This window comes from Streptomyces sp. cg40 (assembly GCF_050320165.1).
GTDB lineage: Bacteria > Actinomycetota > Actinomycetes > Streptomycetales > Streptomycetaceae > Streptomyces > Streptomyces hokutonensis.
Genome location: NZ_CP190128.1, coordinates 7,182,924 through 7,203,641 on the forward strand (window position 1 = coordinate 7,182,924; position 20,718 = coordinate 7,203,641).

21 protein-coding genes are annotated in these 20,718 nt (G+C 71.1%); 10 read left to right on the forward strand and 11 right to left on the reverse strand.

Features of this window, described 5'->3' with window-relative positions:
* Nucleotides 1-113: 113 nt before the first annotated feature.
* The 5 genes from ACQHII_RS32325 (at nt 114) to ACQHII_RS32345 (ending at nt 6,169) form a co-directional block, all read left to right on the forward strand.
* Nucleotides 114-818 carry a TerB family tellurite resistance protein gene (locus tag ACQHII_RS32325; RefSeq protein WP_200712876.1) on the forward strand — a complete coding sequence of 235 codons (705 nt, stop codon included), beginning with the start codon at nt 114-116 and terminating at the stop codon, nt 816-818.
* A 174-nt stretch (nt 819-992) separates the two neighbouring features.
* The gene (locus ACQHII_RS32330) at nt 993-3,065 is read left to right on the forward strand and encodes an MMPL family transporter (RefSeq protein WP_427922575.1); all 2,073 of its coding nucleotides are present in this window, start codon (nt 993-995) and stop codon (nt 3,063-3,065) included.
* A 49-nt stretch (nt 3,066-3,114) separates the two neighbouring features.
* Nucleotides 3,115-4,263 (forward strand): sensor histidine kinase, encoded by a 1,149-nt coding sequence (locus ACQHII_RS32335; protein WP_427925459.1) that lies wholly within the window; start codon nt 3,115-3,117, stop codon nt 4,261-4,263.
* On the forward strand, nt 4,260-4,925 hold the full coding sequence (locus ACQHII_RS32340; protein ID WP_427922576.1) for a response regulator: 666 nt from the start codon (nt 4,260-4,262) through the stop codon (nt 4,923-4,925). The genes ACQHII_RS32335 and ACQHII_RS32340 overlap by 4 nt, the downstream gene beginning before the upstream one ends.
* 50 nt (nt 4,926-4,975) lie before the next feature.
* Nucleotides 4,976-6,169 (forward strand): sialidase family protein, encoded by a 1,194-nt coding sequence (locus ACQHII_RS32345; RefSeq protein ID WP_427922577.1) that lies wholly within the window; start codon nt 4,976-4,978, stop codon nt 6,167-6,169.
* Nucleotides 6,170-6,312: 143 nt separating this feature from the next.
* Here ACQHII_RS32345 and ACQHII_RS32350 read toward each other — a convergent pair whose 3' ends face one another.
* Genes ACQHII_RS32350 through ACQHII_RS32370 form a run of 5 tightly spaced genes read right to left on the reverse strand, consistent with a single transcriptional unit; the run spans nt 6,313 to nt 12,934 of the window.
* Nucleotides 6,313-7,248, reverse strand: a complete 936-nt coding sequence (locus ACQHII_RS32350; RefSeq protein ID WP_427922578.1) for a dihydrodipicolinate synthase family protein — start codon at nt 7,246-7,248, stop codon at nt 6,313-6,315.
* The gene (locus tag ACQHII_RS32355; RefSeq protein WP_427922579.1) at nt 7,245-8,309 is read right to left on the reverse strand and encodes an oligopeptide/dipeptide ABC transporter ATP-binding protein; all 1,065 of its coding nucleotides are present in this window, start codon (nt 8,307-8,309) and stop codon (nt 7,245-7,247) included. Before ACQHII_RS32355 ends, ACQHII_RS32350 begins: the two co-directional genes overlap by 4 nt.
* Complete coding sequence (locus ACQHII_RS32360) at nt 8,306-10,303, reverse strand: dipeptide/oligopeptide/nickel ABC transporter permease/ATP-binding protein (RefSeq protein ID WP_427922580.1); 1,998 nt, start codon at nt 10,301-10,303, stop codon at nt 8,306-8,308. Before ACQHII_RS32360 ends, ACQHII_RS32355 begins: the two co-directional genes overlap by 4 nt.
* On the reverse strand, nt 10,303-11,262 hold the full coding sequence (locus tag ACQHII_RS32365) for an ABC transporter permease (protein ID WP_427922581.1): 960 nt from the start codon (nt 11,260-11,262) through the stop codon (nt 10,303-10,305). The genes ACQHII_RS32360 and ACQHII_RS32365 overlap by 1 nt, the downstream gene beginning before the upstream one ends.
* A 37-nt stretch (nt 11,263-11,299) precedes the next feature.
* The gene (locus tag ACQHII_RS32370) at nt 11,300-12,934 is read right to left on the reverse strand and encodes an ABC transporter substrate-binding protein (RefSeq protein WP_427922582.1); all 1,635 of its coding nucleotides are present in this window, start codon (nt 12,932-12,934) and stop codon (nt 11,300-11,302) included.
* Nucleotides 12,935-13,135: 201 nt separating this feature from the next.
* Here ACQHII_RS32370 and ACQHII_RS32375 point away from each other — a divergent pair, with 201 nt between their 5' ends.
* Nucleotides 13,136-13,849, forward strand: a complete 714-nt coding sequence (locus tag ACQHII_RS32375; protein WP_427925460.1) for a FadR/GntR family transcriptional regulator — start codon at nt 13,136-13,138, stop codon at nt 13,847-13,849.
* 77 nt (nt 13,850-13,926) lie between these two features.
* Here ACQHII_RS32375 and ACQHII_RS32380 read toward each other — a convergent pair whose 3' ends face one another.
* Nucleotides 13,927-14,181: a hypothetical protein gene (locus tag ACQHII_RS32380; protein ID WP_427922583.1), complete on the reverse strand. Its 255-nt coding sequence runs from the start codon at nt 14,179-14,181 to the stop codon at nt 13,927-13,929.
* An 11-nt stretch (nt 14,182-14,192) separates the two neighbouring features.
* Nucleotides 14,193-14,456 carry a hypothetical protein gene (locus ACQHII_RS32385; protein ID WP_427922584.1) on the reverse strand — a complete coding sequence of 88 codons (264 nt, stop codon included), beginning with the start codon at nt 14,454-14,456 and terminating at the stop codon, nt 14,193-14,195.
* Between the two features lie 15 nt (nt 14,457-14,471).
* Between ACQHII_RS32385 and ACQHII_RS32390 the strand changes: the two genes are divergently transcribed.
* Both ACQHII_RS32390 and ACQHII_RS32395 read left to right on the forward strand, forming a co-directional pair.
* Complete coding sequence (locus ACQHII_RS32390; RefSeq protein WP_427922585.1) at nt 14,472-14,660, forward strand: hypothetical protein; 189 nt, start codon at nt 14,472-14,474, stop codon at nt 14,658-14,660.
* Nucleotides 14,661-14,784: 124 nt separating this feature from the next.
* Nucleotides 14,785-15,282, forward strand: a complete 498-nt coding sequence (locus ACQHII_RS32395) for a protein phosphatase (protein WP_427922586.1) — start codon at nt 14,785-14,787, stop codon at nt 15,280-15,282.
* On the opposite strand, the gene ACQHII_RS32400 is transcribed toward ACQHII_RS32395, so the two are convergent.
* Nucleotides 15,256-15,828: a class I SAM-dependent methyltransferase gene (locus ACQHII_RS32400; RefSeq protein WP_427922587.1), complete on the reverse strand. Its 573-nt coding sequence runs from the start codon at nt 15,826-15,828 to the stop codon at nt 15,256-15,258. The genes ACQHII_RS32395 and ACQHII_RS32400 overlap by 27 nt on opposite strands.
* A gap of 55 nt (nt 15,829-15,883) precedes the next feature.
* Here ACQHII_RS32400 and ACQHII_RS32405 point away from each other — a divergent pair, with 55 nt between their 5' ends.
* Nucleotides 15,884-16,645: an AraC family transcriptional regulator gene (locus tag ACQHII_RS32405; RefSeq protein WP_427922588.1), complete on the forward strand. Its 762-nt coding sequence runs from the start codon at nt 15,884-15,886 to the stop codon at nt 16,643-16,645.
* Between the two features lie 28 nt (nt 16,646-16,673).
* Here the strand turns inward: ACQHII_RS32405 and bla are convergent, their stop codons facing one another.
* Nucleotides 16,674-17,591 carry a class A beta-lactamase gene (gene bla / locus ACQHII_RS32410; RefSeq protein ID WP_427922589.1) on the reverse strand — a complete coding sequence of 306 codons (918 nt, stop codon included), beginning with the start codon at nt 17,589-17,591 and terminating at the stop codon, nt 16,674-16,676.
* 159 nt (nt 17,592-17,750) lie between these two features.
* Between bla and ACQHII_RS32415 the strand changes: the two genes are divergently transcribed.
* Nucleotides 17,751-19,001 (forward strand): abortive phage infection protein, encoded by a 1,251-nt coding sequence (locus ACQHII_RS32415; RefSeq protein WP_427922590.1) that lies wholly within the window; start codon nt 17,751-17,753, stop codon nt 18,999-19,001.
* Here ACQHII_RS32415 and ACQHII_RS32420 read toward each other — a convergent pair.
* Both ACQHII_RS32420 and ACQHII_RS32425 read right to left on the reverse strand, forming a co-directional pair.
* Nucleotides 18,967-19,806, reverse strand: coding sequence for an ABC transporter permease (locus ACQHII_RS32420; protein WP_427922591.1), 840 nt, complete (start codon nt 19,804-19,806; stop codon nt 18,967-18,969). The two genes, ACQHII_RS32415 and ACQHII_RS32420, sit on opposite strands and share 35 nt — an antisense overlap.
* Nucleotides 19,803-20,717 carry an ABC transporter ATP-binding protein gene (locus tag ACQHII_RS32425; RefSeq protein ID WP_427922592.1) on the reverse strand — a complete coding sequence of 305 codons (915 nt, stop codon included), beginning with the start codon at nt 20,715-20,717 and terminating at the stop codon, nt 19,803-19,805. The genes ACQHII_RS32420 and ACQHII_RS32425 overlap by 4 nt, the downstream gene beginning before the upstream one ends.
* Between the last annotated feature and the right edge of the window lies 1 nt (nt 20,718).

Below are 20,718 nucleotides of genomic sequence, written 5' to 3' on the forward strand. Positions count from 1 at the left end.
ATTCGATGTGCAGGTCACGAGCAGGTCTCGTCCTGGGTACTGACTCCAGCTCAACAATGTGGCTAACATCACGCCAGCGCGGCGATGTTGCCGCGGCGTTACGGAGGTGCGACGTGCTGCCAGAACGGGGACGAAACGGCCGAGTTGTCCATGAGGGCCGTGCAGCGCGCGTGCTGGGCATCCGTACCGCGTGGACCAGCGTCGGAGACGGCGAGTTCTTCTGCCCCGGCTGCGGGGGCGACCGCAACTACCAGCGGCTCACCGGGCGCCGCCGCTTCACCCTGCTCGGCATGCCGGTGCTGCCGCGCGGCGACACCGGGCCGGTCGTCGAGTGCGCCGCCTGCCAGGGCCACTACGGCACCGACGTCCTCGACCACCCCACCACGAGCCGCTTCTCCGCGATGCTCCGCGACGCCGTCCACACGGTCGCCCTCGCCGTCCTCGCGGCCGGCGGCACCTGCGCCCGTACGTCCCTGGAGGCCGCCGCGGGCACCGTGCGCGCCGCCGGCTTCCAGGACTGCACCGAGGACCAGCTCGGCGCCCTCGTCGAGGCCCTGGCCGCCGACACCGGCCGCGTCTTCGGCGAACCCAGCGGCGCCGGCCTCGCCATAGAGCTCCACGAGGCCCTCGACCCGCTCGCCCCGCACCTCGCCCCCGCGGGCCGCGAATCGATCCTGCTCCAGGGCGCCCGCATCGCGCTGGCGGACGGCCCCTACACACCGGCGGAACGCGACGCCCTCGCGACGGTGGGCGCGGCCCTGACGATCTGCTCGGACGACGTGACCCGACTGCTGGCGGCGGCGCGGACGCCGTCCTAGACCCCTTCAGTACTCCGACCCCTTCAGTACTCCCCAGGGAGTAATACGGCCGTCCCGGCTGCCCCCGGCAGTACGCCCGAACTCGCCCTCCCGCCCGACGACCCGCCCCTCCCGCTCCGGAAGTCTGGAGATCGCAACCAGACATCCGCGCAGCGCCGGGAGGGGACCCGTTTCATGGGGGCCGAACAGAGGAACAGCACAAGGCGACGGGCCATCCCCTGGGTGGTGCTCGCGCTCTGGATCGGAGTGCTCGCGCTGGCCTCGCCGTTCGCGTCGAAGCTCGGCGAGGTGCAGCACGACCGGGTGACCGACTATCTGCCCGCGAGCGCGGACTCGACCCAAGTGGCCAAGATCCAGGAGCGGTTGCCCGGCGGCCAGACCACCGAACTGGTCCTCGTCTACCACCGCGACAGCGGACTCACGGCCGCCGACAAGTCCACGGCGGCCCAACAGCTCGCGCGGATAAGCACCTTGCACCCGCTGTCCGCCACACCCCACGGCGTCCCGTCCGCCGACGGCACCACCCTCATGTACCCGGTCACCAGCAACTGGCCCGGCACCGACGAGAAGAAGCGCACCGCCCTCGTCGACGACATCCGCCAAGTCGCCCAGGACAAGGCCGGGTTGACGGTCGAGGTCGGCGGCCCCGGCGCGCTGGCCACCGACGCCGGCAAGGTCTTCGACTCGCTCGGCGGACCCCTGCTCTACACGACCGTCGCGGTGGTCGCCGTCCTGCTGATCCTGATCTACCGCAGCCCGGTCCTGTGGCTCGTCCCGCTGGTGGTCGCCGGAGTCGGCGACTTCCTGTCCACAGGGATCGCCTACGGCCTCAACCAGGCCTTCGGGACCACCATTTCGGGCCAGAGCACCGGCATCATGACGATCCTCGCCTTCGGCGCGGGCACCGACTACGCCCTGCTCCTCGTCTCCCGCTACCGCGAGGAACTACGACGCGTCGAGCGCCCCTACGACGCGATGCGCGCCGCCCTGCGCGGCTGCGGGCCCGCCGTGCTCGCCTCCTCCGGCACGGTCGCCGCCGGACTGCTGTGCCTGCTCGCCGCCGACCTCAACTCCAGCCGCGGAATGGGCCCGTTGGGCACGGTCGGCGTCCTGTCCGCACTCGTCGCGATGCTCACCCTGCTGCCCGCGCTCCTCGTCCTCCTCGGCCGCCGCGTGTTCTGGCCGCTCGTCCCCGCCCACGGCTCCACGCCCAAGGCCCGCCGCTCCCTGTTCACGGCGATGGGCAGCTCCGCCGGACGCCGGCCCCTCCTCGTCCTCGTGGGCGGCGCGGCCCTGCTCGGCGCACTCGCCCTGGGCACCCTGAACCTCCCCGGCACCCTCGAACAGGACGACACCTTCGTCGACCGCCCCGACTCCGTCACCGCGATGCGCACCCTCGCCGAGGCCTACCCCGAACGCTCCGCCCAGCCCATCGACGTCGTCACTCCGACCTCGCGCGCCGACGCGACCCTGGCCACGATCCGGGGCACCCAGGGTGTCGCGGGCGCCCAGCAGGGCCGTAACGGACACGGCTGGACGGAGATATCCGTCACCGCCGTAGGCGCTCCGCAATCGGCGGCCGAGACCCGCACCATCGAGGACCTGCGGCACACGCTCAAGGGTTCCTACGTCGGCGGGCCCAGTGCCCAGCAGATCGACCTGCGGGACACCAACGCGCGGGACCGGCTGGTCGTCGTGCCGATCGTCCTCGCGTCCGTGCTGCTGATTCTGATCGTTCTGCTGAGGTCGCTGGTCGCGCCGCTGATGCTGGTGGCCGCGGTGATCGCGGTGTGGGGCGCGGCGCTCGGCATCGGGGGGCTGGTGTTCGGCCCGCTGTTCGGATTCCAGGGCACCGATCCCGGGCTGGGACTGCTGTCCTTCGTGTTCCTGGTCGCGTTGGGTGTCGACTACGGCATCTTCCTCATGCACCGGATGCGCGAGGAGTCGGTCGGGGGCGCGGAGCCGGTCGCCGCCGCGCTGACCGCCCTGCGGACGACGGGCGGGGTCATCGCCTCCGCCGGGCTGGTCCTGGCCGCGACCTTCGCGGTGCTGACGAACATGGGGCTCGTGCAACTCGTCGAGCTGGGCTTCGTGATCGCGGTCGGCGTGCTGCTGGACACCTTCCTCGTGCGGACGTACCTCGTGACCAGCGCGAGTGTGCTGCTGGGGCGGAAGGTGTGGTGGCCGGGGCGGCTGTCCCGAGCCCCCGAGGCCGTACGGCCCGAGCGGCAGCCGGAGCCCGTGTGAGGGCCGCACGTCGGGCTGACGGAAGATGAACCCCGTGCGGGCCATCACGATGAGCGTCCGGCGGCAGGACGCGCTCCTCGCCGCCGGCCTCGCCGTGCTCGCGTCGGTCGTCGCCGTCACCTTCGGGAGCGGACGGCGGCCGGACGCGCTCGGCTGGGCCCTGCTGCTCGCCCTGCACGTCCCGCTGGTGTGGCGGCGGCGCGCCCCGCTGGTGGCGCTGTGCGTGATGATCCCGCTGATCGCGACCTTCCACGAGCAGGACTACAACCACTCCGCGCCGACCGGCGCCTCCATGGTGCTCCTCTACACGGTGGCGGTCACCGGCAGCGTCCGACGCACGGTGGTCGCCGGCTGTACGGTCATCGGGCTGATGCTGGCGCTCAAGCTCGGCGACGGCATGGCCGGGGTCGCCCAGAGCTTCCAGATCGCCGGCTGGATCGTCTCCATGCTGGTCTTCGGCGGCTATCTCCGCGTCCACCGCCAGCTCACCGCGACCGCGCTCGAACGGGCCGAGCGCGCCGAACGCACCCGCGAGGAGGAGGCCCGCCGCCGCGTCGCCGAGGAACGCCTGCGGATCGCCCGCGACCTGCACGACCTGCTCGCGCACAGCATCACCCTCATCGGCGTGCGGACCTCGGTGGCCGCGCATGTGCTCACCGAGGACCCCGACCGCCTCGACCGGGCCGCCGTCGCCAAGGCCCTCGACGACATCGCGGACACCTGCCGCGCGGCCCGCGGCGAACTCCGCACCACCCTGGAGGTCCTCCGGGACGACGGCCCGCCCGACGAGCGCGGCCCGCTCCCCGGCCTCGACGGACTGCCCGACCTCGCCGCCACGGCCCGGGGCGCGGGCGCGAAGGTCGAACTCGCGGTACTGGCCGACGCCGTCCCGGCCGCCGTCGGCGCCGCCGCCTACCGGATAGTCCAGGAGGCGCTCACCAACGCGGTACGGCACGGCGGGCGCGCCGACCTCACCGTGCGGGTCGGCGTGCGCGAGCGCGACGGCGCCCTGCACGTGGACGTCACCGACGACGGACTCGGCAGCGGCGCGGCCCCGCCCGGCTTCGGTCTTGTCGGCATGCGCGAACGGGTCCGGAGCGTCGGCGGCACGCTGACCGCCGGGCGACTCGATACAAGGGGCTTCCACGTGAACGCCGTACTCCCACTGCGCACGCACGGCGAGGAGGGTGTGAGGTGACCGCCATCCGCGTACTCCTCGCCGACGACCAGACCCTCGTACGGGCCGCGTTCGCCATGCTCGTCGAATCGGCGCGGGACATGGAGGTCGTAGGACAGGCCGCCACCGGCCGCGAGGCCGTGGCGCTGGCCCGCACGTCTCGCGCCGACCTCGTCCTCATGGACATCCGCATGCCCGACCTCGACGGCATCGAGGCCACCCGCCTCATCGCCGCCGACGAGGACCTCGCCGGGGTCAGGGTCCTCGTCCTCACCACCTACGACACCGACGAGAACGTGGTGGAGGCGCTGCGCGCCGGCGCCTCCGGATTCCTGGTCAAGGACACCCGTCCGGCCGAACTCCTCGACGCGATCCGCACGGTGGCCGCCGGAGAGGCGCTTCTGTCGCCCGGTCCGACGGCCCGGCTCATCGCCCGCTTCCTGCGCAGCCCCGCCGCGCCCGCCACCGGCGGCCCCGAATGCCTCTCCGCACGGGAGCGCGGAGTGCTCGCCCTGGTCGCGCGCGGCCTCAACAACACCGAGGTGGCCGAAGCGTTGGGCCTGAGTCCGCTCACCGCGAAGACGCACGTCAGCCGCATCATGGGCAAACTCGGGGCGCGGGACCGGGCCCAGCTGGTGATCGTGGCGTACGAGTCCGGGATGGTGACACCGGGGAGGCTGTGACGGACAGGTCGGCGTCGTCCCGCGCGGGGCGACCTCCGCAAGGGAGCGCGATGACCATCCTGAGCCGCACGCTTCTCGTAGCCGCAGTACTGGTCACCCCGATCACTTTCGCCGGGCACGCCCTCGCGCGCTCCGGCTGTACGTCCTCCGTGCCCTACGTCTCCGGAGACGGCGGCTACGACACCTACCGCATCCCGGCGACCGTCGTCACCGACCGGGGTACGGTGCTGGCTTTCGCCGAGGGGCGTCACAACAGCGCGGGCGACACCGGCAACATCGACGTCGTCCTACGGCGCTCCACCGACGGCGGCTGCACCTGGGGCCCCCTGTCCGTGGTGGCCGCCGGCGACGGAGACACCCGGGGTAACCCGGCCCCCGTGATCGACCCCCGCACCGGCGCGATCGTGCTGGTCACCTCCTACAACAGCGGCACCGTGACCGAGGGCCAGATCATGCGCGGCGAGGTCACGGCCGAGCAGAGCCGCCGGGTGTTCGTGCAGCGCAGCTGGGACGACGGGCGCACTTTTACGCCTCCGCGAGACATCACGACGGAGGTGAAACTCCCGACCTGGCGCTGGTACGCCACGGGACCCGGCCACGCGGTCGCGCTGACGCGGGGCGCGCACGCGGGACGCCTGGTCATCCCCGCGAACCACTCCGCCGCACCGCCCGCCGGCTCGACCGACACCGGGCAGGAGGCCAGGTACTACGGCGGCCACGACCTCTACAGCGACGACGGCGGCGAGACGTGGCGGCTGGGCTTCGTGGACTCCACGTACACCGGGGTCAACAACGCGAACGAGTCCTCGGCGGCCGAACTCCCCGACGGGCGCCTGTACTTCAGCTCGCGGGATCAGCTTGGTACGAGTGCGGGGAATCGGCTCGACACGTACTCCAGCGACGGGGGCGAGACGCTCGACCGGCCGTACGCGGTCCAGCACACGCTGGACGACGTCCCGGTGGTGGAGGGGAGTGTGCTGCAACTCCCCGGCACGGGTGGGGCGTTGCTCTTCTCGGCGCCCTCCGTGCCCAACGTCCGCCAGGGGATGGCGATCTGGCGGAGCGGGGACGGTGGGGGGAACTTCGTGAAGGCGGTGGTGTTGTCGCCGCAGCGGGCGGGGTACTCGGATCTGGTGCGGGTGGGGGCGGATGTGGTGGGGGTGTTGTACGAGACGGGGGTGACGGGCACGTACGACACGATCGAGTTCCGGCGGGTGGGCGTGGCCGAGCTGAGTGGTGGGTGACCGTCCCTGGGGTCTCCGCCCCCAGACCCCCGGCCTATGCCCGCCCACCACCCGTTTACTGTCTCTTGAAGGGTGACCGTCAAAACGGCCGAGTCGGGTGGGTGGGCGGGAAGCGGGGGTCTGGGGGCGGAGCCCCCAGGCGGTCACAGCAAGCCCGCCGCCGCCAGGAACTTCCCCACCTTCCCCACCTCGTCCGCCGACAACGCAACCTGCGGCTCCGCAGTAGCCGCGCACTCGATCACGCCCCGCAGGTGCAGCGCTGCCTTGAACGCCCCGAGGGCCGACGAACTGCCTCCCATCCGCGCCGGGTCACCGACCCCCACCAACCCGAACAACGAGCACAACCGCTCCTGTTCGGCCCGTGCACGCGACCAATCGCCGGCCCGGCACAGCGCGTCGAGCCGGACGTACCCGTGCGGATCGACGTTGGCGAGACCGGGCACCGCCCCGTCCGCCCCCAGCGCCAGCGCGGAGTCGACGAAGAGTTCGGAACCGGTCAGCACGCTGAAACCGGTGATGTCGGGACGGGAACGCGTGCCCATCACGACCGTACGGAAGCCGCCGAGGTCACCGCTGGAGTCCTTCAGGCCCGCCAGAACACCCTCCGCGGCGAGTTCGAGGACGAGGTCGGCGGGCAGCTTGGTGTGGACGGAGGCCGGAAGGTCGTAGGCCACCACAGGAACCGGTGACGCGGCGGCGATCAGGCGGTAGTGGCGGGCGATCTCCGCCGGATGCGTGCGCGTGTAGAAGGGGGCCGTCACCACCACCGCGTCCGCGCCCGCGTCCGTCACCGCCGCCACATGGTCCAGGACTCGCGGGGTCGTCATGTCGATCGCGCCCGCCAGCACCGGGAGTTGACCTTCCACATGCGCCACCACCGCCTCGACCACAGACCTGCGCTGCCGGTCCGTCAGATACGCCGCCTCCGAGGTCGAGCCGAGCAGGAACAGCCCGTGCACCCCGGCCCCGACCAGATGGTCGACGAGCCTGAGCAGTGAACGGACGTCCACCTCGCGGTCCGGTGTCAGGGGCGTGCAGACGGGCGGTACGACACCGGTGAGCGGGGCGGGGAAGGTCATGAAGGCTCCATGGGGCGGCTTTGGCGAACGAGGTCGCGGGTGGTCAGGTCCTCCTCCACAGGATGGTGGCAGCGGTAGCGATGTCCCGGCGTCGACGCGGGTGAAAAGTCCGGCATGACGGACGCGCACACCTCGTCCGCCTTCCAGCACCGGGTACGGAACGGGCACCCGCTCGGCGGACGCGTCGCCGACGGCACCGGACCGATCAGCGGAATCGGGTCGATGGGGTGCAACAGGCCCGGCGTCGCCGAGAACAGGGCCCGGGTGTACGGATGCCTCGCCCGGTCCGTGACCTGGCCGGCCGGGGTCTCCTCGACGATCCGGCCCAGGTACATGGTGATCACGCGGTCGCTCATCCGCCGTACCGTCTGGATGTCGTGGGACACGAACACCAGGGCCAGGCCCAGCCGTTCCTTCAGGTCCAGCAAGAGATTCAGGATCTGGGCTCGGACCGAGACATCCAACGCGCTCGTCGGTTCGTCGGCCACCACCAGGTCGGGGTCGAGCGCCAACGCCCGCGCGATCGCCACTCGTTGACGCTGGCCTCCCGAGAGCTGGCCCGGGAGGCCGTCGGCGAGAGCGCGCGGGAGGCCTACCAGCGACATCAACTCCCGTACCCGTTCCTCCCGTTGGCTCCGGTCGCCGCGACCGTGCACATCCAGCGGGTCCCGCAGTATCTGGCGAATCGTCAGACGGCGGTTCAGCGCGGTCGACGGGTCCTGGAAGATCATGCCGATGCCGGTGCCCACCGCGGCCCGGCGTTCGCCGTCCGGCATGGACCACAGGTCGCGGCCCCGGAACGACACCGTGCCGGACGTCGGCCGCTGTACGCCCACCAGCACCTTCGCCAGCGTGGACTTGCCGCAGCCGGACTCGCCGACCACGCCGACCGTCTCGCCGGGCGCGATGGTGAGATCGGCGCCGGTCAGGGCGTAGACCCGGTCGCGGCTGAACAGACCACCGCTGCGCGCCTTGTGGACGACATGGGCGTCGGACAACTCGACCAGCGAGCCGCCCAGTCGACCGCGGGCCGCCTCCGGTTCGACCTCCGCGCCGCTCATGACACCGTCTCGCTCTCCGTCGTCACCAGGTCGATCGCCGGGTGGTGGCAGGCCGCCGTGTGCGTGCGCGGGCCGACCAGATCCGGTGCGGTCGTACGGCAGATGTCGCTCGCCAGCGGGCAGCGGTCGGCGAAGCGGCAGCCGGCCGGGAAGTCGGCGGGGGAGGGGACGACACCCTTGATCTGGGTCATGCGTTCGGCCGCCGACTCCAGGGACAGCACGCTGCCGAGCAGGCCGCGCGTGTAGTGGTGGGCAGGCGACTCCACCAGGTCGGCGGTCACGCCCGTCTCCACGATCTGCCCGCCGTACATCACCACCACCCGGTCGGTGACGTCGGCGATGAGTGCCAGGTCGTGCGAGACGAGGACGAGGGCGAAGCCCAACTCCTCGCGCAGGCGCAGCAGTAGCTCTATGACCTGCGCCTGCACGGTGACGTCGAGGGCGGTGGTCGGTTCGTCGGCGACGATCAGTCCGGGGTCGCGGGACAACGCCATGGCGATCAGCACGCGTTGGCGCTGGCCGCCGGAGAGTTCGTGCGGGTAGCTGCGCAGGGTGCGTTCGGGGTCGAGGCCGACCATCGTCAGCAACTCGCCCGCCCCGCGGCGGCCTCCGCGCCGTATCACCTGCTTGAGCTGGGCACGGATCGTCATCGCCGGGTTCAGCGAGGACAGGGCGTCCTGGTAGACCATCGCCATCTCGTGGCCCAGCAGTTTGCGGCGGACCCGCATCGGCTCGCCCACCAACTGGCGCTGGTTGAAACGGACATGGCCGCGCACCCGCGCGCCCTTCGGTTCCAGGCCCATCACCGCGAGTGCCGTCAGCGACTTGCCGCAGCCCGACTCGCCCACCAGGCCCAGGACTTCACCCGCCCGCACCTCGAAGCTGATGCCGTCGACGATGTCCACGCCGTGATGGCGGCCCTCGAAGCCGATCGCCAAGTTCTCTACCGCCAGCACTGGTTGACCGTCGGGGTCGGGCAACGGCCGTGCCCGGGACCGGAGTCGTAGCGCCGCCTCCGTCAGGCCGGGGAGGGGGAGGACCTCGCCGGTGCCCGGCTCCGGCGCGTCGAGCGGGTCCTCGTCGGGTCGTACGTCCACCTCGCGCGGCGCGGGGGCCGCCCACGCGTCCGAGACTCCCTCGGACAGTATGTTCAGGGACAGTACGGTGATCAGCATCAGCAGGCCGGGGAAGACCGTCGCCCACCAACCCCCGGTCAGCACCATGTTCTTGCCGTCCGCGATGACACTGCCCCACGACGGGTCCGGGGGCCGTACGCCCGCGCCGATGAACGACAGCGACGCCTCGAACACGATGGCCTCGGCGACCTGCACGGTGCAGAACACCAGGATCGGGGCGGCGCAGTTGACGGCCACGTGCTTGATGACGATGTGCGGGGTGCGGGCGCCGATCACCCGCTCGGCGGTGACGTAGTCCTCGCCGTACTGGTCAAGTACGTTGGCCCGTACGACCCTTGCCACCGGCGGGGTGAACAGGAACGCGATCGCGCAGATCAGGACCGTGATCCCGCCGCCGAACACCGCGACCAGGACGGCCGCGAGCGCGATGCCGGGGAACGCCATCACCACGTCCAGACAGCGCATCAGCGTCTCGTCGACGCCCTTGCGCGCGGTCGCCGCGATCGCGCCGATCAGCGCGCCGACCACGAGCGCCAGCGCGGTCGCCCCGAGCCCGATCGCGAGGGACCAACGGGCGCCGTACATCAGCCTGCTGAGGATGTCCCGGCCCAGGCTGTCCTGGCCCATCCAGTGGTCGGCGGAGGGGTGCCCGGTGCCGTCGACGGGGAGTTGCTGGTCGAGCGGGTCGTCGGGCGCGAGGAGCGGGGCGAACAGCGCCACCAGCACCACGACCGCCAGGAAGCACACCGCGACCTTCGACGCGAGCGGCAGCCGGCGCGGGCCGCGCAGCCTGATGCCCGGCCGGGACAGGGTCTCGGCGAGGCCCCTGCGGGAGAACTGGGGGAACTGGGTGAACATCAGGAGGCATCCCTCAGGCGCGGGTTGACCAGCAGATAGAGGATGTCGATGACCAGGTTCACCACGACGAACCCGGTCGCCGTCGTGAGCACCACGCCCTGGACGACGGCCGGGTCGCCGTTCTGCACGGCGTCGATCATCAACTTGCCCATCCCGGGGAGGGAGAAGATGGTCTCGATGACGACCGCACCGCCGAGCAGGTATCCAACACGCAGGCCCAGTACGGTCAGTGGGTTCATGAGGGCGTTGCGGAGCACGTTCCGGCCGACCACGACACGTGGCGGCAGACCGCTGCCGATCGCGGTCCGGACGTAGTCCTTGTCCAGCTCCTCGACCACCGACGTCCGTACGATGCGCGTGAGTTGGGCCGCCACCGGCAGCGACAGCGCGAGCGCCGGGAGCGCCATCGTCTTGAGCCAGCCGGTGAGGGAGTCCGCCGGGTTGATGTAGCCGCCGGTCGGGAACCAGCCCCGGTCCACCGCCAGGTACTGGATCATCAGCAGCGCCAGCCAGAAGCCGGGCGCGGCGACCCCGGTGAGCGACACGACCCGGATGATCTGGTCGGGCAGCCGGTCCCGGTAGATGGCCGCGGTCACCCCGCCGAGCAGCGACAGTGCTGTCGCGATCGCCAGTCCCAGGAAGGTGAGTTGGAGGGTGAGCGGCAGCGCGGTGGTGACCTGCTGGACGACCGGCGCCCGGGTCAGCGCGCTGGTGCCCAGGTCGCCGTGGAGGAGCGCGCCCACGAAATGGACGTAGCGCAGGGGGAGCGGATCCAGCAGCCCGTTCCGCTCGCGGAAGTCGTGCAGTTGCTGCGGGGTCGGGTTGGCGCCCTGGAAGAACGCGGACGCCGGGTCGACGTCCGAGAAGCGCATCACCACGAACACGAACAGCACGATGCCGAGCATCAGCGGCACGAGCAGGACGATGCGGCGGGCCAGAATCCTGACGACGGTGACCATGGGTCAACAACTCCTGTACTGGTCAACTCCTGTACGGCTAGACCCACTTGGCCTGGAGGACGTTTATGCCGGGGTAGGGCTGTGCCCTTATCCCGGTCAGCTTCCTCGGGTCCCAGGCGGTCATCAGCTCGTTGTGGACGACCGGGTAGAGCACGGCCTGTTCGGCGACGATGTCGATGTAGTCCTGGATCATCGCCTTCTTCTTCGCGGCGTCCGGCTCCTGTGTCGCCCGGTCCATGTCCTTGAAGAGCTGTTTGGCGACGGAGTTTCCGGCCCAACGGGCGTAGCCCATCCAGAGGTTCTGCGGGCCGTAGTTGTAGTGCATGATCAGGTCGGCGTCGAGGCCGAACTGGTTGGGGTTCGAGGCGGCGGCGACGATCTGGTAGTCCTGCTTCTGGTCCATCTTGGTGAAGACAGCCGTGGTCTCCTGCGGGGAGAGCGTGGTCCTCACGCCGATCGCGTCCCAGGACGCCTTGATGGTGGGCAGGCAGTCGACGATCCAACTCACGTTCACCGACATGAGGTTGACGCTCAGTCCGCTGACCCCGGCCGCCTTCAGCAGGGCCTTCGCCTTGTCGGGGTCGTAGTCGTAGACCGTCTTCGCCCGCCGGTAGCTCGGGTTGCCCTCGTTGAGGAAGGACGAGGACGGCTTTCCGTGTCCGCGCAGGGCGAGTTGGACCATCTTGCCGGTGTCGATGGCGTAGTGCAGCGCCTGGCGCACCCGTACGTCGTCGAAGGGCTTGTGCCGGGTGTTGAACATCAGGAACAGGTTGTTCATCCCGGCCCCGCCCGCGACCGTCAGCCCGCCGCTCTGGAGCCGCTGGATGTTGGCGTAGGGGATGTTGTCGGCGATCTGCGCGCCCGCGCTCGACCCGGAGATCTTGGCGACCCGGGGTGCCGCGTCGACGATCGTCAGCCAGTTCATCGTCCTGAAGGCGGGCGGGCGCGGGCCGTTGTAGCCGGTGAAGGCGGCGAAGGTGGTGTTGGACTTCGGGTGGTGCGCGGTCTGCCGGTACGGCCCCGAGCCGACCGCCTTGCCCTTGATCGCGTCGTCCCAGCCACCCGGCCGCGAGAAAATGTGCTTCGGCATGATCTTCGCGAGGGTGAGCCGTGAAATCCCTTCCGGGAAAGGGAACTTGAGGACCAGCTCGACGTTCTGCGCGTCGATCTTCCGGGCCTCCTTGAGCCAGCTCACGAAGAAGCCCTGCGCGAGGGTCGTCGTCTTCGGGTCGAGGATGCGGTCGAAGACGAAGACGACGTCGTCCGCGGTGACCGGCTGCCCGTCGTGGAACTTCGCGCCCGCACGCAGCGTGAACTTCCACGAGGTGCCGCTCGTGTCCTTCGGTACCGCGGTCGCCAGTGCCGGGTAGGGCGCGCGGGTGATCGGATCGGTGTCGATCAGGCCCTCGTAGATGTGGTTGTTGCCGGCCATCGCGAACGCGGACGCCGTCTGCGTCGGGTCCCAGCTGCCGTCGTTGCCGTAGCCGATCACCGCGGTCAGGGTGCGGTTCTTGCCGCTGCCCCCGCCGCCGGTGTCGTTCGTCGACTGCGGCCCCGAGGAACAGGCCGTCAGGGACGAGGAGATCGCCGCCGCCGCGCCCAGCGCGCCGGAGTACTTCAGGAACGCCCGGCGGTGCAGCGCGGGCACGTTCCGGTTCACGTCTTCGCGCACGGTTCCTCCAGGAGGTACGACGTCCTACGTCCTGCGGTCAGCGCGACCATAAGAGCGCTCGTGGGGGCGGTCAAGGCATCACACACGAATGGCGTAGCCGTCAGAGGTCGGACCAATGGCGGTTTGAAATGGCGGAAGTTGATGCCTTTTCAGGGACGGCCGAGCCGGGACATGGGACGTGGGACCTCCCGTGCGCGTACGATGCGGCGCATGTCCGGGGAGCCAAGGAACAGTCGGATACAGCGCGAGGTCGTCCAGCTGATCCTCGACCGCAAGCTCCAGCCCGGTGCGCCCCTGCCCACCGAGGCCGAGCTGATGGAAGACCTCGGGATCAGCAGAAACTCCGTCCGCGAGGCCCTCAAGGCGCTCCAGGCCCTCGACATCGTGGAGATCCGGCACGGCTACGGCACCTACGTCGGCCGGGCCTCGCTGACCCCGCTCGCCGACGGCCTGACCTTCCGCACCCTCACCCGGCACGAGGACGACGCGGACGCGCTGGCCGAGATCCTCCAGGTGCGCGAGGTGCTGGAGGAAGGCCTGATTCATCGGGTCTCCGCCATCCTCACCGAACCGGACCTCGACCGCCTGGAAGCGGTGGTGGACCGGATGGAGGAGGCGGGCCGCGAGGGCCGGCCCTTCCCCGAACTCGACCGCGAGTTCCACGAGTTGCTCTACGCCTCGCTCGGCAACGAACTCGTCCCGCAACTCCTCGGCGCCTTCTGGACGGTGTTCCACCGGGTCGCCGGAGCCCGCGGCTGGACCGACGACCCGGCACCCGGACTCACCGTCCGCCGCCACCGCGACATCGTCGACGCGCTGCGCGCCCGCGATGTCGGGAGCGCGCAGCGCGCGATGGCGGACCACTTCCGCGGCATCGAGGCGCGCGCGGCGCAGGAGTCGCGGGGGGTGGGCTGACGTTCAGGGAGACCCTGAACTGTGCTCAGGGAGCGGTGAGTTGGGCCGCGATCGACGCGCCGTCCAGCCACACGTTCTCACGGGAGATCTTGCCGTGAGCCCGGGACCGTGCAGGTGATCAGGTCCTCGACGGTCGCCGCGTTCTCCGAGTAGTAGGTGTGGGTGCGCTCGGACTTCTCGGTGCTGATGTCCTGCACCAACTGCTCGTAGCGCTCCTGCGCGGCGGCGATGCCGACCGCGGGGCCGCCCGGCCGGCCGACGGCGTCGTGCTCGATGTCCTCGGTGTAGACGGACACCGCCGCCGCGGGATCCCCGTGCTCCTCGGCGAGCATGTGCGTGCCGATCAGTACTCACGACAAGAAGGTATTCGCATGCCGGAAGGCCGCAGCAGACGGAAGTTGCGCACGCGCCGCGCGCTGATCGAGGCCGCGGTCACCCTGATCCGCGAGGGCCGGACGGCCACGATCGCGGAGGCGGCGGAAGCGGCCCGCAGGAGCTGCTCCAGGAGACCCAACTCCTCATCCGTACCCCCGACGTCACCGCCGATCTGCCCGCCGACCCGGCCGAGCGCCTCGACACCCTGATCTCGCGCGTCGCCGAGCTCCAACTCGGCGACGAGGCCATGCGGCGGACGCTGGTGCGGGCCAGCCTCGAACGCTGGTTCACCCAGCACGAGCAGGGAGACCAGCAGGGACGCGAGCAGGGCCGGGGGAACGGCGAGCCGGAGATTCCCACCCGCAACCAGACCCGCCTCGGCTACACCCGCACCGCCCTCGAACCCCTCGCCGACACCCTCCCGTCGAGGCGCTGATCGCGACCCGCGACGCCTGCGGAATCGACCCCGAGGAGACGCGGGACGTGATGCGATGGGCGGCGAGCGCACTCCTGGAGAAGGCGGTGCGCGAGGCACCGGACGCGTGAGCGGTGGGAGGGGGATGACCGTGCTGTGGGACGAAGGGGACGCGGGCGTCCTACGACTGCCCTCCGGCCGCCTGATCCGGGGGCGAGGCCTGCGCCGCCCGCTCCCGGCCGACGGCCCGGTCCCGACGTACGGCGTCTATCTGCTCGGCAAGCCGCCGCCCGAAGTCCTTTGGCAGGCAAGGTGGTTGCGCTGGCCGGACTTCAGGCTGCCCGCCGACCGGGCGGAGGCGCGCGCGGTCCTCACCGAGGTCTGGCACCGCTCGCTCACCGAGCGCGTCGAACTCGCCTGCGGCGGCGGCCGGGGCCGCACCGGCACGGCACTCGCCTGCCTCGCGGTCCTCGACGGGGTACCGCCCGGGGAGGCGGTCTCCTACGTCCGCGCCCACTACGACCGGCACGCGGTGGAGACGCCGTGGCAGCGGCGGTACGTGCTGCGGTTCGGGGCGCCGGTGGGCGAGGCGGGCGTGGAGGGCGCGGAGGGCTGGTCAGGCCCGTCGCGCCCGGAAGCGTAGGCGGCGGCTCTCCGCTTCCAGGTCCACCGCCACGTCCGTGAAGCCGGCCCGCTCCAGCCTGTCCGGAAGCGTCACCGGATCGAGGGTGTTCATCGTGTCCCGGAAGTGCAACACCCGGAAACGGAAGCTCGGTTGACTGTCGCTGCCCGCGAAGGTGCCTCCCGGGCGCAGCACACGGAACGCCTCGGCGAAGATTCGGTCCTGGTGGTCGGCGGTGGGCACGTGGTGCAGCATCGTGAAGCAGACGACGGAGTCGAACGACGCGTCGGGCAGCGGGAGTTCGGCGCCGTCCGCGTGCAGGACGTCGGCCCGCTCGCCCCACTTGGACTGGAGCATGCGGGCGGAGTCGGCGTCGATCTCGGCGGCGGTGAGGTGGTCGACCCGTTCGACGAGAACGCGGAGGTTCGCCCCGTAGCCGGGCCCGATCTCCAGTACGTCCGCGCCGAGTTCGACGTCTTCGAGGGCCCAGGGCAGGATGCGGTCCTTCGTGGTCCGCGCCCACTCCTCTGAGCTGCATATCTTGCGATGGGCTCGATTCATCGGCATACGTCGACGCTAGGCGCGGCGGCTGGCTGTCCGCCACGGGCTAGCCTGCCGTGTCATGTCGCGAAACGGACAGGAGCGGGACCGCCGGTTCGGCACGGCCATCCTCGTCGGCCAGTTCGTCATGCCGCGCGGCACCGCCTTCGCCGAGCACTGGCACCCCGACCACCAACTCCTGTGCTCGGAACGTGGGTTGCTGCGCATCCGCAGCGAGCACGGGACGTGGCTGCTGCCGCCGTCGCTCGCTCTGTGGATCCCCGCGCACGTCCCGCACGCCACGGAGTCCGAGGGTGACGCCGTCATGCGCGGCGTGTTCGTCGACCCGGGCAGCTGCCCGTACATCGACTGGCGGGACCCCACGGTCGTCGCGGTCACCCCTCTTCTCCACGCGCTCGTCGTGCACCTGGACCGCACCGACCTGACACCGCAGGCCCGTTCACGTGCCGAACCGGTGCTGCTCGACGAGCTGCGCCCGGTGCCGGTGACCAGCGTGGCCGTACCCGAACCGCGCGATCCACGGGCGCGCGCGGTGGCCGAGGCGCTGCGGGCCCGCCCGGCGGACGGACGGGCCCTCGCCGCGTACGGCGATCAAGTCGGCGCCAGCGCACGGACGTTGGCGCGGCTCTTCGTCGCGGAGACCGGCCTCGCCTTCGGCCAGTGGCGCGAACGGCTGCGGATGCAGGCCGCGTTGCCCCACCTGGTCGAGGGACTGCCGGTGGAGGCCGTGGCACGGCGGGTGGGGTACGCGTCGGCGAGCTCCTTCACGGCGGCGTTCCACCGGGTGGTCGGGGTGACACCGAGGCAGTACTTCCCGCGCTGACCGCGTCCGACCTCTGCCGCTTTCCTCGTCAGGCGATGGCCGCCGCCACCAACTCGGCGGTCTCGGCCACCAGTTGGTTGTCGTACGGCGCGTCGGGCAGCGTCGGCTTCGTGGTCAGGACCGCGAGGACGACCGGGTCACCGGCCTGTGTCCAGGCGATGCCGACGTCGTTGGCGGTGCCGTAGTCGCCGCTCCCCGTCTTGTCGGCGATCGTCCAGCTCGCGGGGAGTCCGGCGCGGAAACGGGCGGCGCTCGTCGTGTTGTTGAGCAGCCAGGCGGTGAGCCGGTCGCGGTCGGGGCGGCGCAGCGCGTCGCCGAGGACCAGCCTGCCGTAGAGTCCGGCGATCGCGCGCGGGCTGGTGGTGTCGGTGATCCGGTCCGGCTCGGCCGAGTTGAGTTCGGTCTCCCAGCGGTCGAGGCGGGTGACCTGGTCGCCGAGGGAGCGCGCGAAGCGGGTGATCGCGGTCGGGCCGCCGAGTTCGCGCAGGAGCAGGTTGCCGGCGCCGTTGTCGCTGAAGCGGATCGCCACGTCGGCGAGCTGCTCGACCGTCATGCCGTCGGCGAGGTGTGCCCGCGTGTGGTCCGACCCGTCGACGAGATCGGCCTCCGTGTAGTGCACGACCCGGGACAGGACCTCGCCGTGCCGGTCCAGGTCGCGCAGCACGGCCGCGGCGGCGAGGGTCTTGAACACCGAGCACATGGGGAAGAGCTCGTCGGCGCGGTGCACGACGGTCCTCCGCGTACCGAGATGGTGCGCGAACACGCCGACACGGGCGGTGTGTTGCTCTTCGAGGGCGGCCAGACGCGCGGAGACGCCGGGGTCGGTGGATGCCCGCGCCGGGGTGGCGCCGGCGAGGAGGGCCGCGGTGGTGACGGCACCGGCGGTCAGGAGCGTACGGCGGCTGGTAGTGGCGGGCCCGGAGGACTGTGCGGAGCCTGAGATCACGCTCTCCTTTGTTCGGTCGGTCGGTCGATCGGCGTCGACGATCGGTCGGTTTCCGTCGACGATCTCTCCAGTGACCGACGCGAGAGCTCATACCTTGGTTGCCCCGCCGTAGACCATCGGTCGATGCCGGGCCGGGGCCGGGCTCGGCACAGTGGGCGCATGGCGAACACCACGGGGATCGACAGGAAGCAGTTCCTGGCAGGGGCGCTGGCACTCGGGACGGCGGGCGCGCTGCTGCCTGCGGGGCAGGCGAGAGCGAGGACGCGGACAACGCCGAAGGAGCAGACCACGGCGAAGGAGCAGACCACGGCGGGCGGCCGACGCGGCCTGCGCCGCCACGGTGTCGTCTACACCGTCGGCGAGGGCGGCACCCCCGCCACCGCCTGGAGCCCGCGCCGGATGCGCGCCGACCTCCGCGCCATCCGCGACGAGTTGCACGCCGACACGGTCGAGGTCACCGGCGACGGCGTCGACCGCCTCACCGCCACCGCCTCCCGGGCCGCCGAACTCGGCCTGCACATCTGGCTCCAGCCCACCCTCGCCGACGTCCCCGAGCGGGACATCCTCGAACACCTCGCGGAGACCGGCCGGTTCGCGGAACGCCTGCGCAGGCAGGGCGCGAGCGTCGACTTCAGCGTCGGCTGCGAGTTCTGGCTGTTCGTTCCCGGGATGGTGCCGGGCGCGACGGTCCTGGACCGCGTCGAGAACCTCCTGAACGGCACCTTCGACCCGGTCAGGATGCAGCGCAGGCTGGACGCCTTCACCAAGAAGGCGGCGGCACTGGGCCGTTCGGTCTTCCACGGCAACCTCGGCTACGCCGCCGCCCAGGACGACAAGGTCGACTGGCACCTCTTCGACATCGTGGGCATCGACTACTACTCCTACTTCCCCCACCCCTCCTCCTACATACGGGAGTTGCGCCGCTACCAGCACTGGGGCAAGCCCGTCGCCATCACCGAGTTCGGCACCTGCGCGTACCGGGGCGCCGAGAAGACGGCCGGCATGGGCTGGAACGTCGTGGACCACACCAAGAACCCGGAGGAGATCAAGGGCCACCTGATCCGCAGCGAACAAACCCAAGCCACCTATATGGCCAACCTGCTGAAGGTCTTCGAGTCGATGGGCCTGTACGGCGCGATGGCCTTCGAGTTCGTCACCCCGGACGCCCCACACCGCACTCACGACCCACGCCACGACCTCGACATGGCGAGCTACGCGATCACCAGGACCGTCGAGGACCGCCCGTTCGACCCGACGTCACCGTGGCACTGGGAACCGAAGGAGGCGTTTCGGGCGGTGGGGCGGCACTATGCCCGGTGCGCTCGTCAGGCCCCGTTGATTCCCGGCCGGGCGGTCCCCTCGCCGCCTGCCGGTCTCACACGTCCCGCCGGTCCACCACCACGACCATGACCACCCCCGAGACCACCGCCCACACCCCGAACACCACCCACGCACCCCCGACCGTCGTCGGATACCGCGAGACCAACTGGTACGGCAGGTGACCGTAGTCGACCTGCACGAGTCGTTCCCAGGCGTGGAACGGGAGGGCGATGCGGATGCAGACCGTCCAGTGGTGGCGGTCGGTGACGAACTGGGGGAGGAGGAGCAGGACACCGGCCGTGAGGACCATCGTCGTGGCGCTGTGCCGGATCAGGGCGCCCAGGGCCATGCCGGTCAGCGCGGAGACCGGGGCGAGCAGGGCCGAGGCGGTGATCACGCGCAGCGCGCCGGGGTCGCTCACCGACAGGCCCGCGTGGCGGCCCGAGAGGATCGCCTGGGACACCCCGAAGGAGGCCCCGGCGATCACGAAGCCGTACCCCGTCATGAGCGCCGTCACGACCGCCGCCTTCGCCGACATCAGCGCCCGGCGGTCCGGCACGGCCGCGAAGGTCGTACGGATCAGGCCCGTCGAGTACTCGCCCACGACCGTGATCGCGCCGACGCTCGCCACCGTCAGGACGAGGATCATCGCGGCGCCGTCGGTGAAGGCGTCGAAGAGGGCGGTGGTGTGGAAGTGGGCGCGGGTCATCGCGTTGTAGTGCGGATAGTCGACGTAGTCGGTGCGGGCCGCGTTCGCGTCGAAGGCGATCACGGTCAGCGCCCCGATGCCGAGGGCCCAGTAAGTGGAGCGCAGGGTACGGAGTTTGAGCCACTCGGCGGCCAGCAGGTCGCCGAAGCGCGGGGTGGGCACGGGCGGTGCCGTGGTGGCCGTCACCGAGACTCTCCGGCCGGGTAGTCGACGCTGTCGGCGGTCAGTTCCATGAAGGCCGTCTCCAGGGAGGCCCGCTCCGTCGTCAACTCCCGGAGCGGGAGGCCGTGTTCGTGGGCCAGTTCGCCGATACGGGCGGCGCTCGCCCCGGTCACCTTCAGCGTCTCCGTGCCGTACGGCGTCACCACCGCGCCCTCCGTCGCGATGAGGGCGGCCAGCGCGCCCGCGTCCGGGGTCCGTACGGTCACCGTCGGCGCCGTACCGCGTGCGGCGAAGTCGGCGAGCGGCTCGGCGGCGATCAGCTCGCCCCTGCCGATGACGATCAGTTGGTCGGCCGTGTTCTCCATCTCGGACATCAGATGGCTGGAGACGAAGACGGTACGACCCTCCGCCGCCAGTTTCCGGAACAGGCCCCGCACCCACAACACCCCTTCCGGATCAAGGCCGTTGAGAGGTTCGTCGAAGAGCAGCACGGGCGGGTCGCCGAGCAGGGCGGTCGCGATGCCGAGCCGCTGCCGCATGCCGAGGGAGTAGCCGGCGACCCGGCGCCGGGCCGCCGCCCCGGTGAGCCCGACCTCGGCGAGCACCTCCTCGACCCGGCTCGCCGGGATGCGGTTGCCGCGGGCCAGTATCCGCAGATGCGCCCGCGCCGAACGCCCGCCGTGCACATCGCCCGCGTCCAGCAGCGCGCCGACGTGCCGCAGCCCGCGGGCGTGGCGGCGGAAGCTGTGCCCGCCGACCGTCGCGCTGCCGCCGGTCGGCTCCACAAGTCCCAGCAGCATCCGCAGAGTTGTCGTCTTGCCCGCGCCGTTGGGTCCGAGGAAACCGGTGACGTGCCCCGGCCGAACCGTGAAGGAGAGTGCTCGTACGGCGGTCGTCGTGCCGTACCGCTTGGTGAGTTCATCGGCTTCGATCACG

Coding starts and splice junctions, on each gene's coding strand:
- ACQHII_RS32330 (WP_427922575.1), top strand. CDS start 993: ATGGGGGCCGAACAGAGGAACAGCACAAGGCGACGGGCCATCCCCTGG.
- ACQHII_RS32335 (WP_427925459.1), top strand. CDS start 3,115: ATGAGCGTCCGGCGGCAGGACGCGCTCCTCGCCGCCGGCCTCGCCGTG.
- ACQHII_RS32345 (WP_427922577.1), top strand. CDS start 4,976: ATGACCATCCTGAGCCGCACGCTTCTCGTAGCCGCAGTACTGGTCACC.
- ACQHII_RS32350 (WP_427922578.1), bottom strand. CDS start 7,248: ATGACCTTCCCCGCCCCGCTCACCGGTGTCGTACCGCCCGTCTGCACG.
- ACQHII_RS32355 (WP_427922579.1), bottom strand. CDS start 8,309: ATGAGCGGCGCGGAGGTCGAACCGGAGGCGGCCCGCGGTCGACTGGGC.
- ACQHII_RS32360 (WP_427922580.1), bottom strand. CDS start 10,303: ATGTTCACCCAGTTCCCCCAGTTCTCCCGCAGGGGCCTCGCCGAGACC.
- ACQHII_RS32365 (WP_427922581.1), bottom strand. CDS start 11,262: ATGGTCACCGTCGTCAGGATTCTGGCCCGCCGCATCGTCCTGCTCGTG.
- ACQHII_RS32375 (WP_427925460.1), top strand. CDS start 13,136: ATGCGGCGCATGTCCGGGGAGCCAAGGAACAGTCGGATACAGCGCGAG.
- ACQHII_RS32380 (WP_427922583.1), bottom strand. CDS start 14,181: ATGCTCGCCGAGGAGCACGGGGATCCCGCGGCGGCGGTGTCCGTCTAC.
- ACQHII_RS32390 (WP_427922585.1), top strand. CDS start 14,472: ATGCGGCGGACGCTGGTGCGGGCCAGCCTCGAACGCTGGTTCACCCAG.
- ACQHII_RS32395 (WP_427922586.1), top strand. CDS start 14,785: ATGACCGTGCTGTGGGACGAAGGGGACGCGGGCGTCCTACGACTGCCC.
- ACQHII_RS32400 (WP_427922587.1), bottom strand. CDS start 15,828: ATGCCGATGAATCGAGCCCATCGCAAGATATGCAGCTCAGAGGAGTGG.
- ACQHII_RS32405 (WP_427922588.1), top strand. CDS start 15,884: ATGTCGCGAAACGGACAGGAGCGGGACCGCCGGTTCGGCACGGCCATC.
- ACQHII_RS32415 (WP_427922590.1), top strand. CDS start 17,751: ATGGCGAACACCACGGGGATCGACAGGAAGCAGTTCCTGGCAGGGGCG.